Origin of the sequence: Sutterella seckii, assembly GCF_009183815.1 — a bacterium.
GTDB classification, from domain to species: domain Bacteria; phylum Pseudomonadota; class Gammaproteobacteria; order Burkholderiales; family Burkholderiaceae_F; genus Sutterella; species Sutterella seckii.
In genome coordinates this window covers 1-17850 of sequence record NZ_WEHX01000046.1, presented here as the reverse complement: position 1 = coordinate 17850, position 17850 = coordinate 1, and the positions used below count along the sequence as shown (strand labels likewise).

The window sequence follows — 17850 nt, the reverse complement described above, 5'->3', positions numbered from 1 at the left end:
AGGACTCTACGATTCTCCTGAAGCCGCTCTCAAGCCCTTGATGAGGCTGGCTTGACCCCTGGTTGGGGAGTTATACCCCAACCAAGCCGAGATTTTCCGCTCAAGGTGGCGGAAATCTCACCCGACGAGGAGACGATTGCGGGGTATGACCTGAGAACCAAGAGCTTCGTCGTCTGGCGCTTCAGCCAGATTTCCGACGTCAGAATTCTCGAGCGGTGACTGCCGGGAGCCTTCCAGCCGCTGATCCGCACCTTTCGAGGTCCATGCCATGCCCAGAGTCAAGCTTCATCGCCCGACCTCTCCCGACGATCGTCCACTGAAACCGCAGGATGAATTTGAGGCGGGTCTCTTCCCGGAGATTGCCCCGGAACCTGCTCAGCCCGAAAAGCCCAAGTACGAGGCCTGGCCCGACTACGTACCGGAAGAAGTCCCGCATGAGCGGACGTCGTACCTTCCCAACATCAAGCAGCAGGCGCTTGAGCTCTTTCGCGAGGGCTGCGGCTACAAGCGCACCGCGAGCCTCCTCGGCGTTCCGGCGTACACGGTGCGCGACTGGGCGCGGCTCTACCGGGAAGGGAAGTTCCGTCCCCAGGAGGATGCTCCGGATCTCTTTGAAGGAATCGAGCCGGAAGAGGAGGCTCCAAAGGACGACCTCTTTCATCTCCCGGACATCGTGCTTCCCGGGAAGCCCTGAAGCCCTCCGGCGGCGCCATAATTCCTCTCCCATCATTCCGGGCGTCCTCAGAAACGCCCGCGAGGACAAAGGAACGCCATCATGTCCGTCAACTTTCACGAATTAATCGAAGGCTTTCACAACTTCAAGGAATCCTATCTGCTTAAGGAGCACGAGTTCTTCGACCGTCTTGCGCACGGTCAGAGCCCGAAAACCCTCGTCATCGCCTGCTGCGACTCAAGAGCGGATCCGGCGATTCTGATGGGCTGCCGCCCGGGCGACCTTTTCGTCGTGAGAAGCATTGCGGCGCTCGTTCCGGGCGCTCAGGATGCGGGAGACCCCGATGCAGTGCTCGCCGCGGTGGAATACGGCGTGAAGCACCTTGACGTCGACCACATCATCGTCATGGGGCACTCCAATTGCGGCGGCATTCAGGGCGCGCTTTTTCCCCACAAAATCGCGGATGAAAAATGGATCTCGCGCTGGGTGTCGCTCGCTCATCCGGTAGCCGAGGAAATCCGCCGCGAGGAGCCCTCGGGCGAAACGGAGCTTCTCGCACGCCGCACGGAAGAAGGCGCGGTGCTCCTTTCGCTCGAGAATCTCCTCTCCTACGCGTGGGTGCGCGAAAAAGTGGAATCGGGCGCGCTTTCGCTTCATGCGCTCTACTACGACATGAAGGCGAAGACCATGAACATCTGGAACGCCGAAAGGGAAGACTTCGAGCCGATCGTTCCCGTCTAACGCATTTTCCCTATTGACGAAACCTTCACTCATCGGCAATCATGTTTTCACGCTTCTTCGTTCAGGAACGAGGAGCGCTAGAGAAAACATCCTCACCTTGGCAGCTGAAATGCAGAACACCTTCACGCACACGCTTCCCGTCTTCACGGGTTATTGGTGGTGGCGCCTCTCGAAAGAGCGGGTGCTCTCCCCACGTGCGCGCATGAACTGAAAGTTCGAGCAAGCATTTCAGAGAAAAAGCCCGCGGAACTCCTTCCGGCGGGCTTTTTTCATACCTGGGCTCCCAAAAGACAGATTCCGCGGCAGACCGAAATCCCAATCCCTTCCGAAGGAATCTCCATGCAGAAGCATCAAGCGAAAACCGGTTTCCGATGGCCGACGGGCAGATAGCCCCGCCTTCGCCCTCATCCCCGATTTTCTTCTTTTTCCTGCTTTTTCATCTCTTTCGGAGTCCGTCATGCAGTCCTATTTTGAAACCCTCGCCGCCCGTCAGAATCTTTCCCGTGAGGATGCCCGCGCGCTCTTTGCTCAGATCTTTGAAGGCAAGCTCGATGCCGCGCAGCTTGCCGCCTGCCTCACCGCTCTCAAGATGAAGGGCGAAACCCCCGAGGAAATCGAAGGCGCCGCCAACGCCATGGTGAATGCCGCCACGCGCTTCCCGCGTCCCCGCGGCTTCGAGATCGGCGAAATCGTCGGCACCGGCGGCGACGGCGCGCAGACCATCAACGTCTCCACGACGACCGCGCTCATTGCGGCCGGCATGGGTCTTCATATTGCGAAGCACGGCAACCGCGGCGTCTCGTCGAAGAGCGGCGCTTCCGACCTTCTGAATGCGCTTGGCGTCGACATCCGCCCGACCCCGGACGAAAGCAGCGAACTCCTTAGCCGCACGGGCTTCTGCTTCTGCTTTGCTCAGCTCTACCACCCGGCCATGCGCTTTGCAGGCCCCGTGCGCGCGAGCCTTCGCACCCGCACGATCTTCAACATTCTCGGGCCCCTCACGAATCCGGCCCGTCCCGACTACGCCCTGATCGGCGTCTACGATCCGGCGCTTCTTGAAACGGTCGCCGCGACGCTGCGCGAGCTCGGCATGAAGCGCGCCTTCGTGGTTCACGGAGGCGGCCTCGACGAAGTCGCGGTCCACGCCGATACGGATGCGGTCGAACTCACGGAATCGGGCGAACTCATCCGCCGCCGCTTCACGCCCCAGGATTTCGGCATTGTGGAGCCCCATGCGCTCGAAGACCTTCAGGGCGGGGACCCGGCCGACAACGCCGAAATCACGCTCGCGCTCCTCTCGGGCCGCGGCACCAAAGCGCAGAAGGACTTCATCGCCGCGAACCTCTCGCTCCTGCTTCTTCTCGGCCACCGCGCGAAGACGCTTCCGGAAGCACTCGCCATGGCCCGCCACGGGATTGCGCTCGGCTGCGGCCTGAAAACCCTCGAAGCCCACCAGGCTTTTGCCGAAGCCCATCGGAAGGCCCTCGGCGAAGCTTCCGCCCGAAAGGCCGCATGATGACTGAAGCGCGCTTTTCCCGTCCGCTCCCGGGGCTTGTCGCTGAAGCAGCCCGCCGGAATCCCTTCATCGTCCCCGAAAAAATCGACGGCACCATTCTTGCGCCCATCGTTTCGGCGGCCTCTGAACGGGCGCTCTCGCTCCCTCACGCCTCTCACGATGAAGAAGCCAGAGCCCGGAACGAGCGCGAGGCGCTCTTAGAGAAGGCGGGCCTCAAAGCACCGCGCACCGGGTGCTTCGAGGCGGCGCTTCGCCGGAAGGGAAGCCGCATGATTCTCGAAGTGAAGGCCGCGTCTCCCTCGAAAGGCCTCATGCGCGGGACCGTGGATCTCAACGACTACGCGAATGTCTACGGGCGCTACGCCGATGCGGTTTCCGCCCTCACGGAGCCCCGGTTTTTCGGCGGCTCCTTTGAGCGCCTCGCCGCGCTCCGGCTTCTCACGGATAAGCCTCTTCTTGCGAAGGACTTCATCGTGAGCCGGGAGCAGATCCTCGCCGCCTGCCGGTCGGGCGCCGACGCCGTTCTTCTCATGCTCTCCGTCCTATCGAACGAGGGCTATCGGCTGCTCGCGGACTACGCTCAATCGCTCGGGCTCGAAATTCTCACGGAAGCCTCCACCCCGGAAGAAGCCCGGCATGCCGCGGAATTCGGCGCCCGCGTGATCGGCATCAACAACCGCAATCTCCGCACGCTCGAGGTCAACCTCTCAAGAGCCCCTGCCATTGCCGAGGAGATCCCGGGGAGCCCCGTCATCGTTGCGGAATCGGGCTACCGGAATGCCGCCGACATTCTGAAAGCGCGCGCCGAATCGCCTGCTATTAACGCCTTCCTCTGCGGGTCGGCGCTTTCGCTTGCAGGCGACCTCTCGACGGGCGTCCGCGAACTTCTCTACGGGCACTCAAAGTGCTGCGGCATCACGCGCGCCGAAGACGCCCTGAATGCCCTGAAGGCCGGCGCCGCGGCGATCGGCATCATTCTCGCCCCGCGATCGAAGCGCGCAGTGACGCTGGATCAAGCCGGAAGGCTCGTGAAGGAGATCCGCCGGGGCGCCCGTGAGCTCGGACTTTCCGCCGAAATCGCCGCCGTCATTGATGCAGCTCAGTTGGGCGAAGTTTCCGCCATCCAGGCGGCGCTCGAACCCGACGTTCTTCAGATTCACGGCGCGCTTTCCGACGACGCCCTGAGGCGCCTTCACTCGGATTTTCCGGCTTTCCGCCTTGCGCCTGCCGTGAGCCCTGAAGGGCTCTCGCCGGACGAGCTTGAAAAGCTCGCGCGCCGCATCAGGGAATTGATGGAAGAAAAAACCATCGACCGGGCGGTGCTCGACAGCGCTTCTGCCGGTCAGACCGGCGGCACCGGAAGATCCTTTGATTTTTCGCTTCTCGCCTCTTTCCGGGACATTCCCCGGATCGTCATTGCAGGAGGGCTCTCCAAAGCCAACGCAGCTCAAGCTGCTCACGCCTTCGGAGAGAACTTCTTCGGCCTCGACTTCAATTCCGGCGTCGAGGACGCACCCGGCATCAAGTCCACGGAGAAGCTTCGCGACGCCTTCGGCGCCATCCGGGGCATCCGCGGATAAAAAAACAGAACTTACCACGCAAACTTTTCTCAAACGGATTTCGCCATGAAGCTCAACCCCTATTTCGGCCGTTTCGGCGGTCAGTTCGTTCCGGAAGTTCTGATTCCGGCCCTGGATCAGCTCGAGGACGCCTTCATTGAGGCTCAGAAGGATCCCGCCTTTCAGCGCGAGCTCGCTGATCTCCTCGTCAACTACGGCGGCCGCCCGACGCCGCTCACGCGCTGCCGAAACCTCACGCAGGGAACGAAGACGACGATCTACCTCAAGCGCGAGGACCTCATGCACGGCGGCGCTCACAAGACCAACCAGGTGCTCGGCCAGGCGCTGCTCGCCCGCCGGATGGGCAAGACCCGCATCATCGCGGAAACGGGCGCGGGCCAGCACGGCGTCGCTACGGCGCTCGCCTGCGCGCTCCTCGGCTTCAAGTGCCGCGTCTACATGGGCGCGAAGGACGTCGAGCGCCAGAAGCCCAATGTCTTCCGCATGGAGCTCATGGGCGCCGAGGTCGTCCCCGTCACAGCGGGCCGCGGCACCCTGAAGGAAGCCTGCAACGCGGCGCTTCGCGACTGGGCCGGGAGCTTCCATGACACGCACTACATGCTCGGCACCGCTGCGGGCCCGCATCCCTTCCCCACCATCGTGCGCGAATTCCAGAAGGTGATCGGCGAAGAGGCCCGCAGACAGTTTGCGGAATTCGAGGGCGGTCTCTCCGACGCCGTCATCGCCTGCGTCGGCGGCGGCTCGAACGCGATCGGCATCTTCACGGACTTCGTGCCCTTCAGGGACGTGAAGCTCTTCGGCGTCGAACCCGCAGGAAAGGGCCTTGAGACGGCCTATCACGGCGCAACGCTTGAAAAGGGAACGCCCGGCATCTTCTTCGGCGCCCGCTCCTACAACATGCAGACGCCTGAAGGCCAGATCGAGGAATCCTTCTCCATCTCGGCCGGCCTCGACTTCCCGTCGGTGGGACCCGAGCACGCCTACCTCATGGAAACGGGGCGCGCAAAGTATGTGAGCGCCACCGACCGCGAAGCGCTTTCGGCCTTTATTGAGCTCTCGCGCCGCGAGGGCATCATCCCTGCGCTTGAGAGCGCACATGCGCTTGCCTATGCACTGAAGCTCGCCCGCGAGAATCCCGAAAAGGAGCAGAAGCTCATCGTGAATCTCTCCGGACGCGGCGACAAGGACATCTTCCAGGTGAGCGCCCGGCTCGAGGAGGAAGGGCTCTTTGCAAACGGAAAGCTTTCGCCCGATGCCGCGGAAGCGCTCCTCAGATAAGGCGCCTCCCCGAAGGAACTTCCACATACTGCAACTCATGCCGGATACACCCAAAATGACTGAGCCCAATCGTTTTCAGAAACTTTTCGAAAAGCTTCGCGCCCGCCGCGAAGGCGCCTTCGTTCCCTTCGTCAACCTCTGCGCCCCGGATCCCGAAACCTCGCGCGAGGTTGTTGAAGCGCTGATTGAGGGCGGCGCCGATGCGCTCGAACTCGGCATTCCCTTTTCCGACCCCTGCGCGGACGGTCCCGTGATCGAAGCCTCCGCCGGACGGGCGCTTGAAGCCGGATCCACCACGGAAAAGTGCCTTGCGATCGTGAAGAGCGTCCGCGAGGCGCACCCGGAGCTCCCCATCAGCCTCATGCTCTACGTAAATCTCGTAACGGCCCCGGGAATCGACAACTTCTTCAGGGCTGTCCATGCTGCCGGCGCCGACGCCGTGCTGATTCCGGACGTGCCCATCTCGATGCGCGAGCGCGAGCCCGAATGGGATGAGGCCGCAGCGGCCGCCGGCGTCTCCCTCGTTGCAATTGCCCCGCCGAAGGCGGCGCCGGAGCTCCTCAGGAAGGTTGCCGAACGCTCCAAAGGCTACGTCTATCTCCTCTCCCGCACCGGCATCACCGGCACGGACCGCGCGGCCGAGATGCCGCTGCTCGCTGAGGTCGAAGCGCTCCGTGCTGCGCACTCTGCGCCTCTTCTTCTCGGCTTCGGCATCTCGAAGCCCGAGCACGTTGAAGCCGCGCTCAAATCCGGCGCCGACGGCGCCATTGCGGGGTCAGCCGTAACGAAGATCATTGCAGAGAACCTCAGGGATAAGGGAAAAATGCTCGCTTCCCTTCGCGCATTCGTGAAGGAAATGAAGGCGGCAGCCCGTCTCTCCTGAGTGAAGAGTCAATGGAAAGAGGCGCATCGCCACGCCGGGATGCGCCTCTTTGCTTAGGGAGAATTCAATTCTCCGGACTCGTTCTCAACGCTGCGGGAAGAAATAGCGGAGGTCGGGATTCGCCTTGTCGCGCGTCACGAGGCTCGCGGCGACGAAGACGAGCACTTCCGCGGCAAAGGCGGGCACGATCGCATGGAATCCCGCGAGGTCGGGCTTCATGAGGAGCGCCCAGCCGTAGACGGCGAACCCCGCGACGATCGAAATGAGGCACCCGGCCGCCGTTGCGCGCCTCCAGTAGAGGCCGCCCGCGAGCGGAAGGAGGAACGCGAGCTCGAGCCCCCCGAAGGCTCCCATGTTGATCCAGGCCACAAGGTCAATCGGGTTGAGCGCAAAGAGCATGGCCGCAATGCCGAGAACGAGCGTCGTTCCGCGCGAGCAAAGGAGGAGCGCGCGGGATTTCTCTTCAAATTCCGGCCGCATGGCGATGAGGAGATCCTTCACCACTGCCGCCGACGCGGCAATGAGGAGCGAGCTCACGGTCGACATGGTGGCGGCGAGCGGCCCGATCAGCGTGACGCCCGCTTCAAGCGGGGTCATGTGCTGCGCAATGAGGCGCGGAATCAGATGATCCGTTGAGGCGCCGCCCAACTCAAGGCCGGGAACGCCGCGCGCGAGCACGCCGATTGTGGTCACACCCACCATCAGGGCGCCGCAGACGATCGTGCTCACGATCATCGCGCGATGAAGGTCGCCCGAGGTCCGGTAGCTCATGCAGCGGACCGCCGACTGCGGGAGTCCCGCCGTGCCGAAGCCGACGAGCACCCAGGCCGAAAAGAGAAGCGACCACGGGAGCGCCCCGCCTGCATTGGGCGAGAGCATGGTGCTCGTGGTTATGTCGGCGGCAGGGTCGCTCAAGCCTGCGGCCGCAACGCGCTCCATCGCGAGCTCGAGGCCGCCTGCTTCATGGATGACGGAGCTTCCAAGCATCACCATGCCGACCAACATCAGAATCGCGCAGACCGTGTCGGTCCAGGCAACCGCCCGGAAGCCGCCGAAGGCGGTGTAGAAAACCGTAAGCGCGCCGAAGAGAAAGAGCCCCGCTTCGGGCGTGATGCCGGCCGCCTCGGAAAAGATGGCCGCACCCCCGATGAACTGTCCCGTCATCATGGCGGTAAAGAATATGAGGAGCGCAATCGAGAGAATGACGGAGAGCGCAGGGCTTCTGAAGCGCTTGTCGATAAGCCCCGTCACCGTAATCGCCCCGCAGGCGCGCGAGACGATCGCCATTTTCTTCCCGAAAAGACCGAGGATGAAGAAGCCCGCAATGATCTGCGGCGCGGCAAAAACCACCCAGCCGAGGCCGAGCTTCCAGGCAATGCCCGGACCGGAGACGAAGGAGGAGACGGAGCCGTAGGTGGCAATGAGGGTCATTGCCAGCACGAAACCCGAGAGCGACCGGCTCCCCAGAAAATATTCCCCGCTGAAGGCGCGTCCCGCTTCATACCGACGGCTTCGCGTGCGCTCCGTCCAGAGCATCGTGAAGACGAGAACGAGGAAGAAAAGGACGAGCGGAATGAAGATGAGCAAGGTGTCCGTCATCATTTCGCTCCTTCGCTGGCTTTCATTTCCCCGGCGTCATCGGGCGTGATGTCGAGCGGAATATCCCGGAAATAACGCCTCACGATCCAGACGACCGCGACGATGGAAAAGAGGTAGCCCCCGATCACGGCGACCATGAACCAGAGCGGGAAGCCCCAGAAAAGCGCCTTGCTCGGGGAAGAGAGATAAAGCGTCCCCCAGAAGAAGGCCGTCACGGCGACGGCAGCCGCAAGGGTCGCCGCCGCTTCGCGCGAGCAGGCCCGGAGCGCTTCATCGTATTGCGCCTGAGGAGCGCATTCGACAGGATTCTTTTCTGCCGGGCCGGCTGCCCTATTTTGAATATCAGACATCTCTCGCTCAGGACCTCAGAATCCGGGAACGCTTCTCAAAGAGCTCGCGGATTCTGATAAATCCTTTGATTTAAAAGGTAAACATTATAGGAGCACCCCAAAGCGAAGACGTCCCGCAATCATGCTCATGAAGCCTAGTCCGTACGGGCGAGGATGTCCCAAGAATCCTGCACCAAAATGCCCGCTCCGCACTCCGCGAGTCCGGCCGCCGGAGGCTTAGTTCCAGCGCTTTTCCTTTTCGGGAGGCAGTATGCCGGCATCCCGCATGGCGCCCTTGAGAAGGAGCAGATCATCCCAGGACTTTGCTTTTTCAAGGGGCGAGCGCAGAAGATAGGACGGGTGATACGTGACGATTGCCGGCACGGTTTTCCCGCCGATCGTCACCTGATGCACGCGTCCGCGCTGGCGTCCGATGGAGAAATTCCCTTCAAGCTTCAGGAGCGACCCGACTGCAAAGCGTCCGGCAAGGAGGAGCACCTTCGGGGCAAGAATCTCAAGCTGCCGTTCGAGATAATGCCCGCAGCAGGTGATTTCCTCGGGCTCGGGATTGCGGTTCATGGGCGGGCGGCACTTGAGGACATTGAGAATGACGACGTCCTTTCTGCGCACGATGTTGAGGGACTCGAGCATCGAAGTGAGGAGCTGCCCGGACTTCCCGACAAAGGGAACGCCCTGAAGGTCTTCCTCCGCTCCCGGGGCTTCGCCCACGATGACGAGGCCGGGCCCCGGATCGCCGTCGGAAAAGACCACGTGCTGACGGCTCGACGCCATGGAGCAGAGCCGGCAGGCATTGGCGAGCGTTCTGAGTTCTTCCCAATTGGCCGCGCGGATTTGTTCCGCAAGCGCCTCGGACATTCCCATGTGCGCGGTCTGCACGGGCTCTGCAGTCGCCTGAGGCGTCTGAGGCGCCTGCGTCCGAAGGGCGGGTCTGACGGGCGCGCCGCCCGCAGGCTTCTGAAGCGGAGCGCCCGCCTGAGGACGAGCGGATGGCGCGGGCTCCCGGAGCTCCTTCACGAGCGTCCCGAGCTCAGGGAGAAACGGATCCTCCGTTTCTCTCAGAAGCCAGACGGGACCGAGCCCCATCGCCTCGATCAGTTCGCAGTCTTCGCGGGTAAAGCTCATGATGCGCTCCCCTCAGCATCGTCCTTCCCCTCGGGAAGCGGCGAAAGGGTCATGAGAAGCGCATCCTCGCGGCCTGCGCCCTTTTCTCCCGGATAGTATCCGCGACGGATCCCGGTCTGAAGGAAGCCGAAGCGCTTATAGAGCCCGATGGCGGGAAGATTTCCCGCCCGGACTTCGAGATTCATGAGCACCGTTTTGCCGTGAAGCTCGCGGAGCACGAAGGAAAGGAGACGGGAGGCAAGCCCCTGCCGCTGCAAGTCGGGACGAACGCCGATGATGAGGAGTTCGGATTCGTCGAGCACCGTCATGACGACGGCCCAGGCGGCAATCCTCCCTTCCTTCTCGAGGACATATCCGAGGTGACCCGCCTGAAGCGAGTCGAGGAAGTTCCTTTCGCTCCAGGGCGAAGCCTCAACCAGCGCCTCAAGGCGGGCGAGCTCAGGGGCATCCTCCGCCCTCATCGGGCGGATTCCTGTGAATTTCCCCGTCATTGAAGCCTCTCGCCGCGGGCGCGCTCAGCCATGGTGAGCGCCACGCGGTTGCGGACGTAGACGGGAGCGGCGAGCTCGGGGCTCACCACTTCGCCCGCAGCAGACATCATTGCCGCGATGCGTCCGATGGCTTCCGGGCGCGAGCTTCTGCTTGCCGCGTGGTGAAGCGCAGCGGGAAGCGCCATTTCGCCGCCGTAGACGAGTTCGGCGCTCCCGACCAGGTGACCGGCGCCATAGCGCGTGAGGAACGTCATCGCATCCGCGGGCGCCGTGATTTCCGGGCCCGCGAGAAGTTCGAGCCGGGACGAAGGATCTTCCGGCACGCGCCAGACGCCGCCGTAGCACTCATGCATGCGGGCGTCGTTCAGGACCGCAATGACCTCTCCCGCGGGGAGGCGCTCCGAGTCTCTCAGCCACTCGGCCTGCGCTTCAAGGCTCGAAACCGGCGCCGTCATGCATTCGAGCGCCCAGGCGAGCCCCTGCGCCACGCCGCAGGCGACGCGAAGACCGGTAAAGGATCCCGGACCGGCGCCGAAGGCAATGAGGCTCAAGTCCGTCTTTTCGACCCCAGAGTCCTTGAGAAGATCGCGGATCATCGGAAGGATGATCTCGCTGTGACGGCTTCCGACCGTCTCCACCCGACTGCCAATCAGCTCGGTCCCTTTAAGGAGCGCCGCTGCACAATCTTCCTGCGCGGTATCGAGCGCAAGGATCAGAGGTAAGGATCCGGACATAAAAAAGACGCCTCTTCTCGGCATGAAATATAGGAAGTTCAGATTATACGAGAGGCCGAATCGGCGAAAAAAAGCCGGGTCTTCTCTGAAAAGATCCGGCTCTTTTTGAAGAAATTTCCGTGCTCAGTCGGAGCGGGAAATCATCGTTCCGAATGATGCGGCCCGCGGGGAGCGGGCGGCGGCAGGGGCTGCGCCGAGCCGTCATGCGCGCCGTGCGCGCGTCTGAACTGCATGTGCACTTCCATGATCTGCTCGCGCATCAGGCGGCGTTCTTCGCCGCAGAGCTTCGGGCGAACGAGTTCGCGGCCGTTCCTCGCGTCGAACGAGAAGCGCCGGCGCAGGGCCTCGCGGTCGCGTTCGGAGAGGCACATCCTGAGGCTCTTTCTCTCTTCGGGCGTCATGCCGCGCCAGTAGGAGAGCTTTGAGGATTCATCGAGAAACGGCCAGAGCCTCGCGCGTTCTTCCGCAGACATGCTGCCCCAGAGCTGCACGCAGGGCGCTTCCGCAGTCCCGCAGTCCTTCGCCTGAGGGACGCCCGCCACGGTACCGAGCGGCTCATCCGTAAGCTCGGCCGCAAAGGCCGGCCCTGCCGCAAGGCAGGCTGCAAGCGCTAGAACTGGAGAACAGTAACGTCTAACCATGAAATCAAGTCTCAAAGAAAGGAGGAAAGCCCGGAACCGGGAGCTTGCCTAGAGAAAGCGCAGTCCCCGAGCACTCCCCTCCGGGGGGCTCTGTCGATTTTCAATATATCAGGGGGAATCTCTCCGATTTGCGCCAAGAGTTAGTAAACCGTGACAGAACATTGCCGCCCGCAGACCTGCTTTCTTCAGGAAAAACGCCTTTCTTCCATCTTAAAGCGTCAATTCGAGTCGCAATTGACGATGCACGCGTTTTCTCATGGCGGCGCTTATTTACATTTACCCCTGAAGAAAACTGCCCTCAGAAGCAGTCTCAGCGGAAATTGCCGGTCATGTATCTTTGAACGCGTATTTGTAACATCGAATTGCCTGAGGGTGACGAAGCGGGGAATAAAGTGAAACAATTGAAGCATTGAAATTCATTGGGAAGTCCGCAGCGAGAAGCTCGCCTGCCCCTTCCTTCTTCGCCATCAGGAGCGAACAAATGGTTGAACGCACCCCCAAGATTCTTGTCGTCGACGATGACCCCCGTCTGCGTGATCTTCTGCGCAGGTATCTCGGCGAAAACGGCTTCACGGTCTTTGTGAGCGAAAACGGCGAGGCAATGAAGCGCCTCTGGGTGCGCGAGCACTTCGACGTTCTCATTCTCGACCTCATGATGCCGGGCGAGGACGGTCTTGCCATTCTGAAGCGCCTGCGCTCCGAGAAGGACACGACACCGATCATCATGCTCACGGCCCGCGGCGAGGACGTCGACCGCATTCTGGGCCTTGAGCTCGGCGCCGACGACTACCTCGGCAAACCTTTTAATCCCCGCGAACTTCTCGCCCGCATTCACGCGGTGCTCCGCCGCCGTCCCCGTCAGGACGCGCCGGGCGCGCCTTCGCTTGAGAATGAAGTCGTCCGCTTCGGCGACTTCGAGCTCGACCTCGGCACGCGCGTTCTCAAGAAGAACGGCGAGGTGGTCCCGCTCACGACCGGCGAATTCGCCGTGCTCAAGGCCTTCGCCCGCCATCCGCGCCAGCCGCTCTCGCGCGATAAGCTCATGGAAATGGCCCGCGGCCGCGAATACGAAGCCTTCGACCGCTCGCTCGACGTTCAGGTTTCGCGCCTGAGAAAGCTCCTTGAGCCCGATCCCCCGAAGCCCCGCTATCTCCAGACCGTCTGGGGCCTCGGCTACGTCTTCATTCCGGACGGCCACGCCTGATTGACATTTCAACGACGCCCGTTTACAAAAAGAGGACGTACGGTCTCAAAAGAAGTCCGTGCGTCCTTTTTGCCTTCAGTTCCGTCTTCTGATATCGGCGGCTCCCGAGCCCGAACTCATTCTTCTCTCCTTCTGCCGTGTCCTGGATCTCACAACTCAAAACGAGCCGTCCGAGTCTTTTCTGGCGGACGTTTCTCCTTCTCTGCGGACTCCTCTTCTTCTCCGTGATCGGGTGGCTGCAGAGCTTCCGCGTGCTCTCCGAGCTCCCTTATTCGCAGGGCGTGGCTCAGCACATCGTCTCGACGGTGAACCTCACCAAGTACGCGCTCGTCACCGCCGATCCGCTCTACCGCGTGGATCTTCTGAAGACGCTCGCCGCCCGCGAAGGCGTTCTCATTTCCCCGCGCGACCCCACGGACAAGATCTTCCGGATTTCGGGCGAAGGCTACAACGGGCTGATTGATCAGCTCGTCAAGACCTCGCTCGGGCCCGACACCATTCTCGCCACGCGCGTCAACGGCAACGACGGCCTCTGGGTCACCTTCGACATCGACGGCGACACCTACTGGCTTCAGACGAAGGACGACGTGCTCGATCCTCCCTACGGCACCACCTGGCTCTGGTGGGCGCTGGCGGCGGGCATTGCATCCCTCTTCGGCGCCACGCTCCTCGCGCGCCACGTCGTGCAGCCGCTTGCAAGACTTTCTGCTTTTGCCCGTGAAATCAGTCAGGGGAAGAAGCCCGAGCCCCTCCCGGAGGACGCCACCACGTCGGAAATTCAGGCGGTCAACGTGAGCTTCAACCGCATGGTGGAGGACCTCGGTCACATGGAAGCCGACCGCGAGCTCCTTCTCGCCGGCGTCTCGCACGACCTGCGCACCCCGATCACGCGTCTTCGCCTCGAGGTCGAGCTTGCCGACCTCCCCGGTGACTCCCGCGAAGCCATGGTGAGCGACCTTGAGCAGATGGAAAACATCGTCAACCAGTTCCTCGCCTATGCCCGCCGCACGAACGAGGACCAGGTGATGGTGAATTTCGGCGAAGCCGTGACGGCCGCCATTCACAATGCCCGCATTGAAACCGACTCTTCCGTGGAGCTCACGGCGGAGAACCTCCCCGACGACATCTTCGTCATGGCGCATCCGCTTGAGCTCTCGCGCGCCATTCAGAACCTCATCGTCAATGCCCAGCGCTACGGCAGAAGCGACGACGGCATTCTGAGGCTCTCGATGACGCTCACGAAGAGTCCCGACGGACGCACGGCAACGCTTGCCGTTGCCGACCAGGGGAAGGGTCTTCCTGAGGACCAGCGCGCCCGCGTGATGCGCCCCTTCGAGCGCGGCGAATCGGCGCGCTCGGGCGTCACGGGCTCCGGCCTCGGACTCGCGATCGTCGACCGCATCGTGAAGCGCTCCGGCGGTTCGGTCGAACTCGCCGATGCCGATCCTCACGGGCTTCTCGTGCTCGTCAACTTCCCGGTTCTTCAGCCTTCGACACTGAAGAAGGCGCTCAAGGAACAGGACAAGGCGGCGCAGAAGCTCGCGAAGGAAGAAGGCCTCGTTCCGCCTTCAGCAGCGGAAGACCAGAAGAAATCCTGAAGCCGCAAAGAGATAGAAGTAAAGAAAGCCCGGATGAGTTCATGCTCGTCCGGGCTTTTCTCAATTCTTTTTCCGCCCGTTTGCGCAGGCTTCCGTCAGAAGCCTCCGGCGAGAAGGGCAAGCACTCCGCCGCGGTTCATTTCGCGGCTGCGGCCCAAAGAGGCCTGCTGCACCGAACGGGCAGCACGCTGGGCGCGAGTGCGCAGACTCGAAGCGTGAGCCGCTTCGCCTGCTTTTTTAACAACAACCGTACCGTCAGGCGCTATGGAGAAATCCACGCTCGAATTGCCTTCTGCAAGACCGAGATAATCGCGAATTTCCTTGGGGATTGTGACCTGACCCTTGATGGTGAGACGATGCGTCGCCATGACCGTTGCTCCTCTTTAGCCGTCTTCAGGCCCCTTGCCTGGGCGCGGCAATTCGAAACGAAATCCAGCCCGGAGCATTCGCGTGCCTCCTTTGCACGCCGCGGGCGCTCCCACCCTCACTCGCCGTCAGTCGGAACGCCTCAGATTCTTTTGGGTGCATTGCTGCCTTTCCCTCTGAAGGGAATGACGGCGTACTCAAAGAGAATGAAAAGCCTTCCGGCGACCAAGACATCACGGATGGGTTCAGGTTCTGAACCCCTGTTGCCTATGCCCGAATAATGATGTGTTTCCCCCGCAGGGAATTGGGCGCAACGCGCACAGACCGGGAGGGACCCGGCATTGTGCTTGGGTTCCCCGCTCGAGTCTGCGGGGAATTCCGGGAGCGTTTGAATCAGAATCTGCTGATCCGGCTCCCGGCATCGGGAAAAGAAACGCTTTCCTTTCCGTTCATGATGCTGTGAGGGTTAACGCTATAGATATTTATGTGGAAAAGCAAGCCTGAAGGAGGATACATCCCATTGATCCGCTACGGCAACCACCTTACTCCACACGGCCTAACTCTGTCTGATCTCCAATAAAATCAATGCACTAATGAAAAAATGACCTTATTCCTCTGCAATTTCCCTCTTTTTCTCCCTAAAGCACCTCAATTCACCCGAAGCAGAACTTGCCTCCAGCGTATATCCTGATGGCATCGTAAAGGATTTTTCCTCCCTTTGACTTTTATCAAGGAGCGACAACCATGCCACTCCAAACCTCATCGGTCTCGGTTGATGCCGTTTCGAATTCGACCAAGATCTGGGCGTTTATTCTGGGGCCTGTGCTCGCCATCCTCGTCTACTTCCTCCTGCCCGACAGCTTCGTCAATACGGCAGGCAAGGTGGTCGAGTTCGGCCACGCAGGCAAGGCTTGTGCGGCAGTCACGACCCTGATGGCCATCTGGTGGTTCAGCGAAGCGCTGCCGATTGCCGTGACGGCGATGCTACCGATTCTGCTTTATCCGCTTCTGGATATTGCAACCCCCGTCAACACGATGCGCCACTATGCCTCGGGAACGATCTTCCTCTTCCTCGGCGGCTTCCTCATTGCTGCGGCGATTCACCGCTGGCACCTTGACCGGCGCATTGCGCTCGTGACGATTTCACTCTTCGGCACGAAGCCGAAGCAGATGATTTTCGGCCTGATGATCTCCACGGCCTTCCTTTCGGCCTGGGTTTCCAATTCCGCAACGGCTGCCATGATGGTGCCGATTGCCGTCGCCGTGATGGGCGTCATCCGCTCCACCCAGACGAGCCCGGAAATCACGAAGGACGAAAGAAACTTCGCCGTCTGCGTGCTTCTCTCCATTGCCTATGCGGCCTCGATCGGCGGCATGACAACGCTCGTGGGTTCGCCCCCCAACGGCATCTTCGCGCGCTTCGTTGAAGACACCTATCACGTTCAGGTTTCCTTCCTCGGCTGGATGAAGGTTGCGCTTCCCGTGACGCTTCTCCTCCTTCCCGCGACCTACTTCCTCCTCACGCGCTTCCTCTTCCCCGTCAATATGGAAGGCATCCCCGGCGGCCGTGAATGGATCAAGGGCGAACTGAGAAAGCTCGGGCCCCTCTCGCGCGGCGAAAAAATCGTGCTCGCGATCTTCGTGCTCGCAGCCCTTCTCTGGATGTTCGGTCCCGTTCTGCGCGGCCTCGAAATCAACGGCGCAAGGCCCCTGAAGCCCCTCTCCGACGAACTCATCGCCATGGGCGCAGGCATCCTTCTCTTCATGATTCCGGTTGACGCCAAGCGCGGCATCCACGCGCTCGACTGGAACAGCGCCAAGGACGTGGTTGCCTGGGACGTGCTCCTCCTCTTCGGCGGCGGCCTCTCGATGGCGGCGGCGATTCAGTCGACGGGCGTCGCGGCCCTCATCGGCGCCCAGGCCTCCGTCTTCCAGGGCGTGAGCGACCTCGCCTTCATGACGGGCATTTCCACCGTGATCACCTTCGTCTCCGAAGTCACGTCGAATACGGCCCTTGCCGCAACGATGATGCCTGTGGTGGCCGCGGCTTCCGAAAGCCTCAACATCAATCCTGAAGCGCCGCTCTTCGCGATGGTCATCGCCTGCTCGTGCGCCTTCATGATGCCGGTGGGCACGCCCCCGAATGCGATCGTCTTCGGCACGGGGCGCTTGAAGATCGCCGACATGGTGAAGGCCGGCATCTGGCTCAACATCATCGCCGTCATCATCGGCGTCGGCTGCAGCTATCTCCTCGGCCGCGGCCTGATCCCGATGGGTTGATGAAAGCAGCTCCATCCTGAACAGAGAAAAAGACCGGCGGGAGCAATCCTGCCGGTCTTTTTCGTACGCTCAGTGCTGTACGCGCTCACGCAGACGCGTCAATCGATCTCCACTAATTTCCACCCGGCGTGTCCCGTGGCGGGAAGCCAGATGTCGAGAATGTCCTTCATGGCGAGCTTGAGGCTTGCCGCGTTGCTGCAGGGGTGCGCGTCGACGAAAGGCACTTCGAGAAGGTCTTTGTCGACGAGCACCTCGACCTGCTGATCTTCGTCAAAAAGGAGCCCGAGGCACGTCACGGCGCCCGGATAGGTCTGCAGGCATTCGGCAAGCTTCTCCGGGCTCCCGAAGGAGATGTGACCGCAGCCCAATTGCTTCGCGAGCGCTTTGGAAGAAAAGCTCTTTTCCGACGGCATCATGAGGAGGTAGAAGCGCTTTTTCGCCGTGAGAAAGAGATTCTTCATGCAGAAGGACCCGTACTCGCGCGCAAGGACGCGCCCTTCCTCGACCGTCATGATGGGCGCATGATCGTGCCGCTCGTAGGAAATGCCGAGTTCGCGGAGCTTCTCCTCAATCCTCTCTTCGGGCTTTTGCATCTTGCTGGCTCTCCTCGTTGAAAAATCCGGAGAGGCTCCGCGTCCGGCAAAGCCTCTTCGCATCCAGGGCAATTTCGGCTTCCGCCCGCCGAAGACAGCACGCAATCGGGTAGGAGGCATGGGATTAGTTCCCATGCCGTCCTCCCACACCACCGTACGTACGGTTCCGTATACGGCGGTTCCTAGTATCAAGGCTTAACG

Annotated in this window: 17 protein-coding genes; 9 read left to right on the top strand and 8 right to left on the bottom strand. The window is 61.6% G+C overall.

Features of this window, described 5'->3' with window-relative positions:
* Positions 1-268 precede the first annotated feature (268 nt).
* The 6 genes from GBM95_RS07455 to trpA all read left to right on the top strand — a co-directional run bounded on the left by GBM95_RS07455 (position 269) and on the right by trpA (position 6671).
* The gene (locus tag GBM95_RS07455; RefSeq protein ID WP_152158527.1) at positions 269-694 is read left to right on the top strand and encodes a helix-turn-helix domain-containing protein; all 426 of its coding nucleotides are present in this window, start codon (positions 269-271) and stop codon (positions 692-694) included.
* An 81-nt stretch (positions 695-775) separates the two neighbouring features.
* The gene (locus GBM95_RS07450) at positions 776-1414 is read left to right on the top strand and encodes a carbonic anhydrase (protein WP_152158526.1); all 639 of its coding nucleotides are present in this window, start codon (positions 776-778) and stop codon (positions 1412-1414) included.
* Positions 1415-1871: 457 nt separating this feature from the next.
* Entirely contained in the window at positions 1872-2930 is a 1059-nt protein-coding gene (gene trpD, locus GBM95_RS07445; protein ID WP_152158525.1) for an anthranilate phosphoribosyltransferase, read from the top strand.
* A complete protein-coding gene (trpCF, locus tag GBM95_RS07440; RefSeq protein ID WP_152158524.1) occupies positions 2927-4510 on the top strand; it encodes a bifunctional indole-3-glycerol-phosphate synthase TrpC/phosphoribosylanthranilate isomerase TrpF in 1584 nt (527 codons plus the stop codon). Before trpD ends, trpCF begins: the two co-directional genes overlap by 4 nt.
* Before the next feature lie 45 nt (positions 4511-4555).
* A complete protein-coding gene (gene trpB / locus GBM95_RS07435; RefSeq protein ID WP_152158523.1) occupies positions 4556-5788 on the top strand; it encodes a tryptophan synthase subunit beta in 1233 nt (410 codons plus the stop codon).
* A gap of 55 nt (positions 5789-5843) precedes the next feature.
* Positions 5844-6671, top strand: a complete 828-nt coding sequence (gene trpA, locus GBM95_RS07430) for a tryptophan synthase subunit alpha (RefSeq protein WP_152158522.1) — start codon at positions 5844-5846, stop codon at positions 6669-6671.
* Positions 6672-6755: 84 nt separating this feature from the next.
* Here the strand turns inward: trpA and panF are convergent, their stop codons facing one another.
* From panF to GBM95_RS07400, 6 genes are all read right to left on the bottom strand, one after another.
* Complete coding sequence (gene panF / locus GBM95_RS07425) at positions 6756-8270, bottom strand: sodium/pantothenate symporter (RefSeq protein ID WP_226963216.1); 1515 nt, start codon at positions 8268-8270, stop codon at positions 6756-6758.
* Positions 8270-8620, bottom strand: a complete 351-nt coding sequence (locus GBM95_RS07420; RefSeq protein ID WP_152158520.1) for a YhdT family protein — start codon at positions 8618-8620, stop codon at positions 8270-8272. Before GBM95_RS07420 ends, panF begins: the two co-directional genes overlap by 1 nt.
* A 216-nt stretch (positions 8621-8836) precedes the next feature.
* Positions 8837-9742, bottom strand: a complete 906-nt coding sequence (locus GBM95_RS07415) for a uracil-DNA glycosylase (protein WP_152158519.1) — start codon at positions 9740-9742, stop codon at positions 8837-8839.
* Positions 9739-10233: a ribosomal protein S18-alanine N-acetyltransferase gene (gene rimI / locus GBM95_RS07410; protein ID WP_152158518.1), complete on the bottom strand. Its 495-nt coding sequence runs from the start codon at positions 10231-10233 to the stop codon at positions 9739-9741. The genes GBM95_RS07415 and rimI overlap by 4 nt, the downstream gene beginning before the upstream one ends.
* Positions 10230-10967: a tRNA (adenosine(37)-N6)-threonylcarbamoyltransferase complex dimerization subunit type 1 TsaB gene (gene tsaB / locus GBM95_RS07405; protein ID WP_152158517.1), complete on the bottom strand. Its 738-nt coding sequence runs from the start codon at positions 10965-10967 to the stop codon at positions 10230-10232. Before tsaB ends, rimI begins: the two co-directional genes overlap by 4 nt.
* Positions 10968-11107: 140 nt before the next feature.
* Positions 11108-11608, bottom strand: a complete 501-nt coding sequence (locus tag GBM95_RS07400) for a hypothetical protein (RefSeq protein WP_193222622.1) — start codon at positions 11606-11608, stop codon at positions 11108-11110.
* A 481-nt stretch (positions 11609-12089) separates the two neighbouring features.
* Between GBM95_RS07400 and ompR the strand changes: the two genes are divergently transcribed.
* Both ompR and GBM95_RS07390 read left to right on the top strand, forming a co-directional pair.
* Positions 12090-12812: an osmolarity response regulator transcription factor OmpR gene (ompR, locus tag GBM95_RS07395; RefSeq protein ID WP_152158516.1), complete on the top strand. Its 723-nt coding sequence runs from the start codon at positions 12090-12092 to the stop codon at positions 12810-12812.
* Positions 12813-12949: 137 nt separating this feature from the next.
* Positions 12950-14410, top strand: a complete 1461-nt coding sequence (locus GBM95_RS07390) for an ATP-binding protein (protein ID WP_152158515.1) — start codon at positions 12950-12952, stop codon at positions 14408-14410.
* A gap of 95 nt (positions 14411-14505) precedes the next feature.
* On the opposite strand, the gene GBM95_RS07385 is transcribed toward GBM95_RS07390, so the two are convergent.
* On the bottom strand, positions 14506-14778 hold the full coding sequence (locus GBM95_RS07385; protein ID WP_152158514.1) for an AbrB/MazE/SpoVT family DNA-binding domain-containing protein: 273 nt from the start codon (positions 14776-14778) through the stop codon (positions 14506-14508).
* Between the two features lie 742 nt (positions 14779-15520).
* On the opposite strand from GBM95_RS07385, the gene GBM95_RS07380 reads away from it, so the two are divergent.
* Complete coding sequence (locus GBM95_RS07380) at positions 15521-17056, top strand: SLC13 family permease (RefSeq protein ID WP_152158513.1); 1536 nt, start codon at positions 15521-15523, stop codon at positions 17054-17056.
* Positions 17057-17154: 98 nt separating this feature from the next.
* On the opposite strand, the gene GBM95_RS07375 is transcribed toward GBM95_RS07380, so the two are convergent.
* Entirely contained in the window at positions 17155-17649 is a 495-nt protein-coding gene (locus tag GBM95_RS07375; RefSeq protein WP_193222621.1) for a prolyl-tRNA synthetase associated domain-containing protein, read from the bottom strand.
* Positions 17650-17850: the final 201 nt, after the last annotated feature.

Coding starts and splice junctions, on each gene's coding strand:
- GBM95_RS07455 (WP_152158527.1), top strand. CDS start 269: ATGCCCAGAGTCAAGCTTCATCGCCCGACCTCTCCCGACGATCGTCCA.
- GBM95_RS07450 (WP_152158526.1), top strand. CDS start 776: ATGTCCGTCAACTTTCACGAATTAATCGAAGGCTTTCACAACTTCAAG.
- trpD (WP_152158525.1), top strand. CDS start 1,872: ATGCAGTCCTATTTTGAAACCCTCGCCGCCCGTCAGAATCTTTCCCGT.
- trpCF (WP_152158524.1), top strand. CDS start 2,927: ATGATGACTGAAGCGCGCTTTTCCCGTCCGCTCCCGGGGCTTGTCGCT.
- trpB (WP_152158523.1), top strand. CDS start 4,556: ATGAAGCTCAACCCCTATTTCGGCCGTTTCGGCGGTCAGTTCGTTCCG.
- trpA (WP_152158522.1), top strand. CDS start 5,844: ATGACTGAGCCCAATCGTTTTCAGAAACTTTTCGAAAAGCTTCGCGCC.
- panF (WP_226963216.1), bottom strand. CDS start 8,270: ATGACGGACACCTTGCTCATCTTCATTCCGCTCGTCCTTTTCTTCCTC.
- GBM95_RS07420 (WP_152158520.1), bottom strand. CDS start 8,620: ATGTCTGATATTCAAAATAGGGCAGCCGGCCCGGCAGAAAAGAATCCT.
- GBM95_RS07415 (WP_152158519.1), bottom strand. CDS start 9,742: ATGAGCTTTACCCGCGAAGACTGCGAACTGATCGAGGCGATGGGGCTC.
- rimI (WP_152158518.1), bottom strand. CDS start 10,233: ATGACGGGGAAATTCACAGGAATCCGCCCGATGAGGGCGGAGGATGCC.
- tsaB (WP_152158517.1), bottom strand. CDS start 10,967: ATGTCCGGATCCTTACCTCTGATCCTTGCGCTCGATACCGCGCAGGAA.
- GBM95_RS07400 (WP_193222622.1), bottom strand. CDS start 11,608: ATGGTTAGACGTTACTGTTCTCCAGTTCTAGCGCTTGCAGCCTGCCTT.
- ompR (WP_152158516.1), top strand. CDS start 12,090: ATGGTTGAACGCACCCCCAAGATTCTTGTCGTCGACGATGACCCCCGT.
- GBM95_RS07385 (WP_152158514.1), bottom strand. CDS start 14,778: ATGGCGACGCATCGTCTCACCATCAAGGGTCAGGTCACAATCCCCAAG.
- GBM95_RS07380 (WP_152158513.1), top strand. CDS start 15,521: ATGCCACTCCAAACCTCATCGGTCTCGGTTGATGCCGTTTCGAATTCG.
- GBM95_RS07375 (WP_193222621.1), bottom strand. CDS start 17,649: ATGCAAAAGCCCGAAGAGAGGATTGAGGAGAAGCTCCGCGAACTCGGC.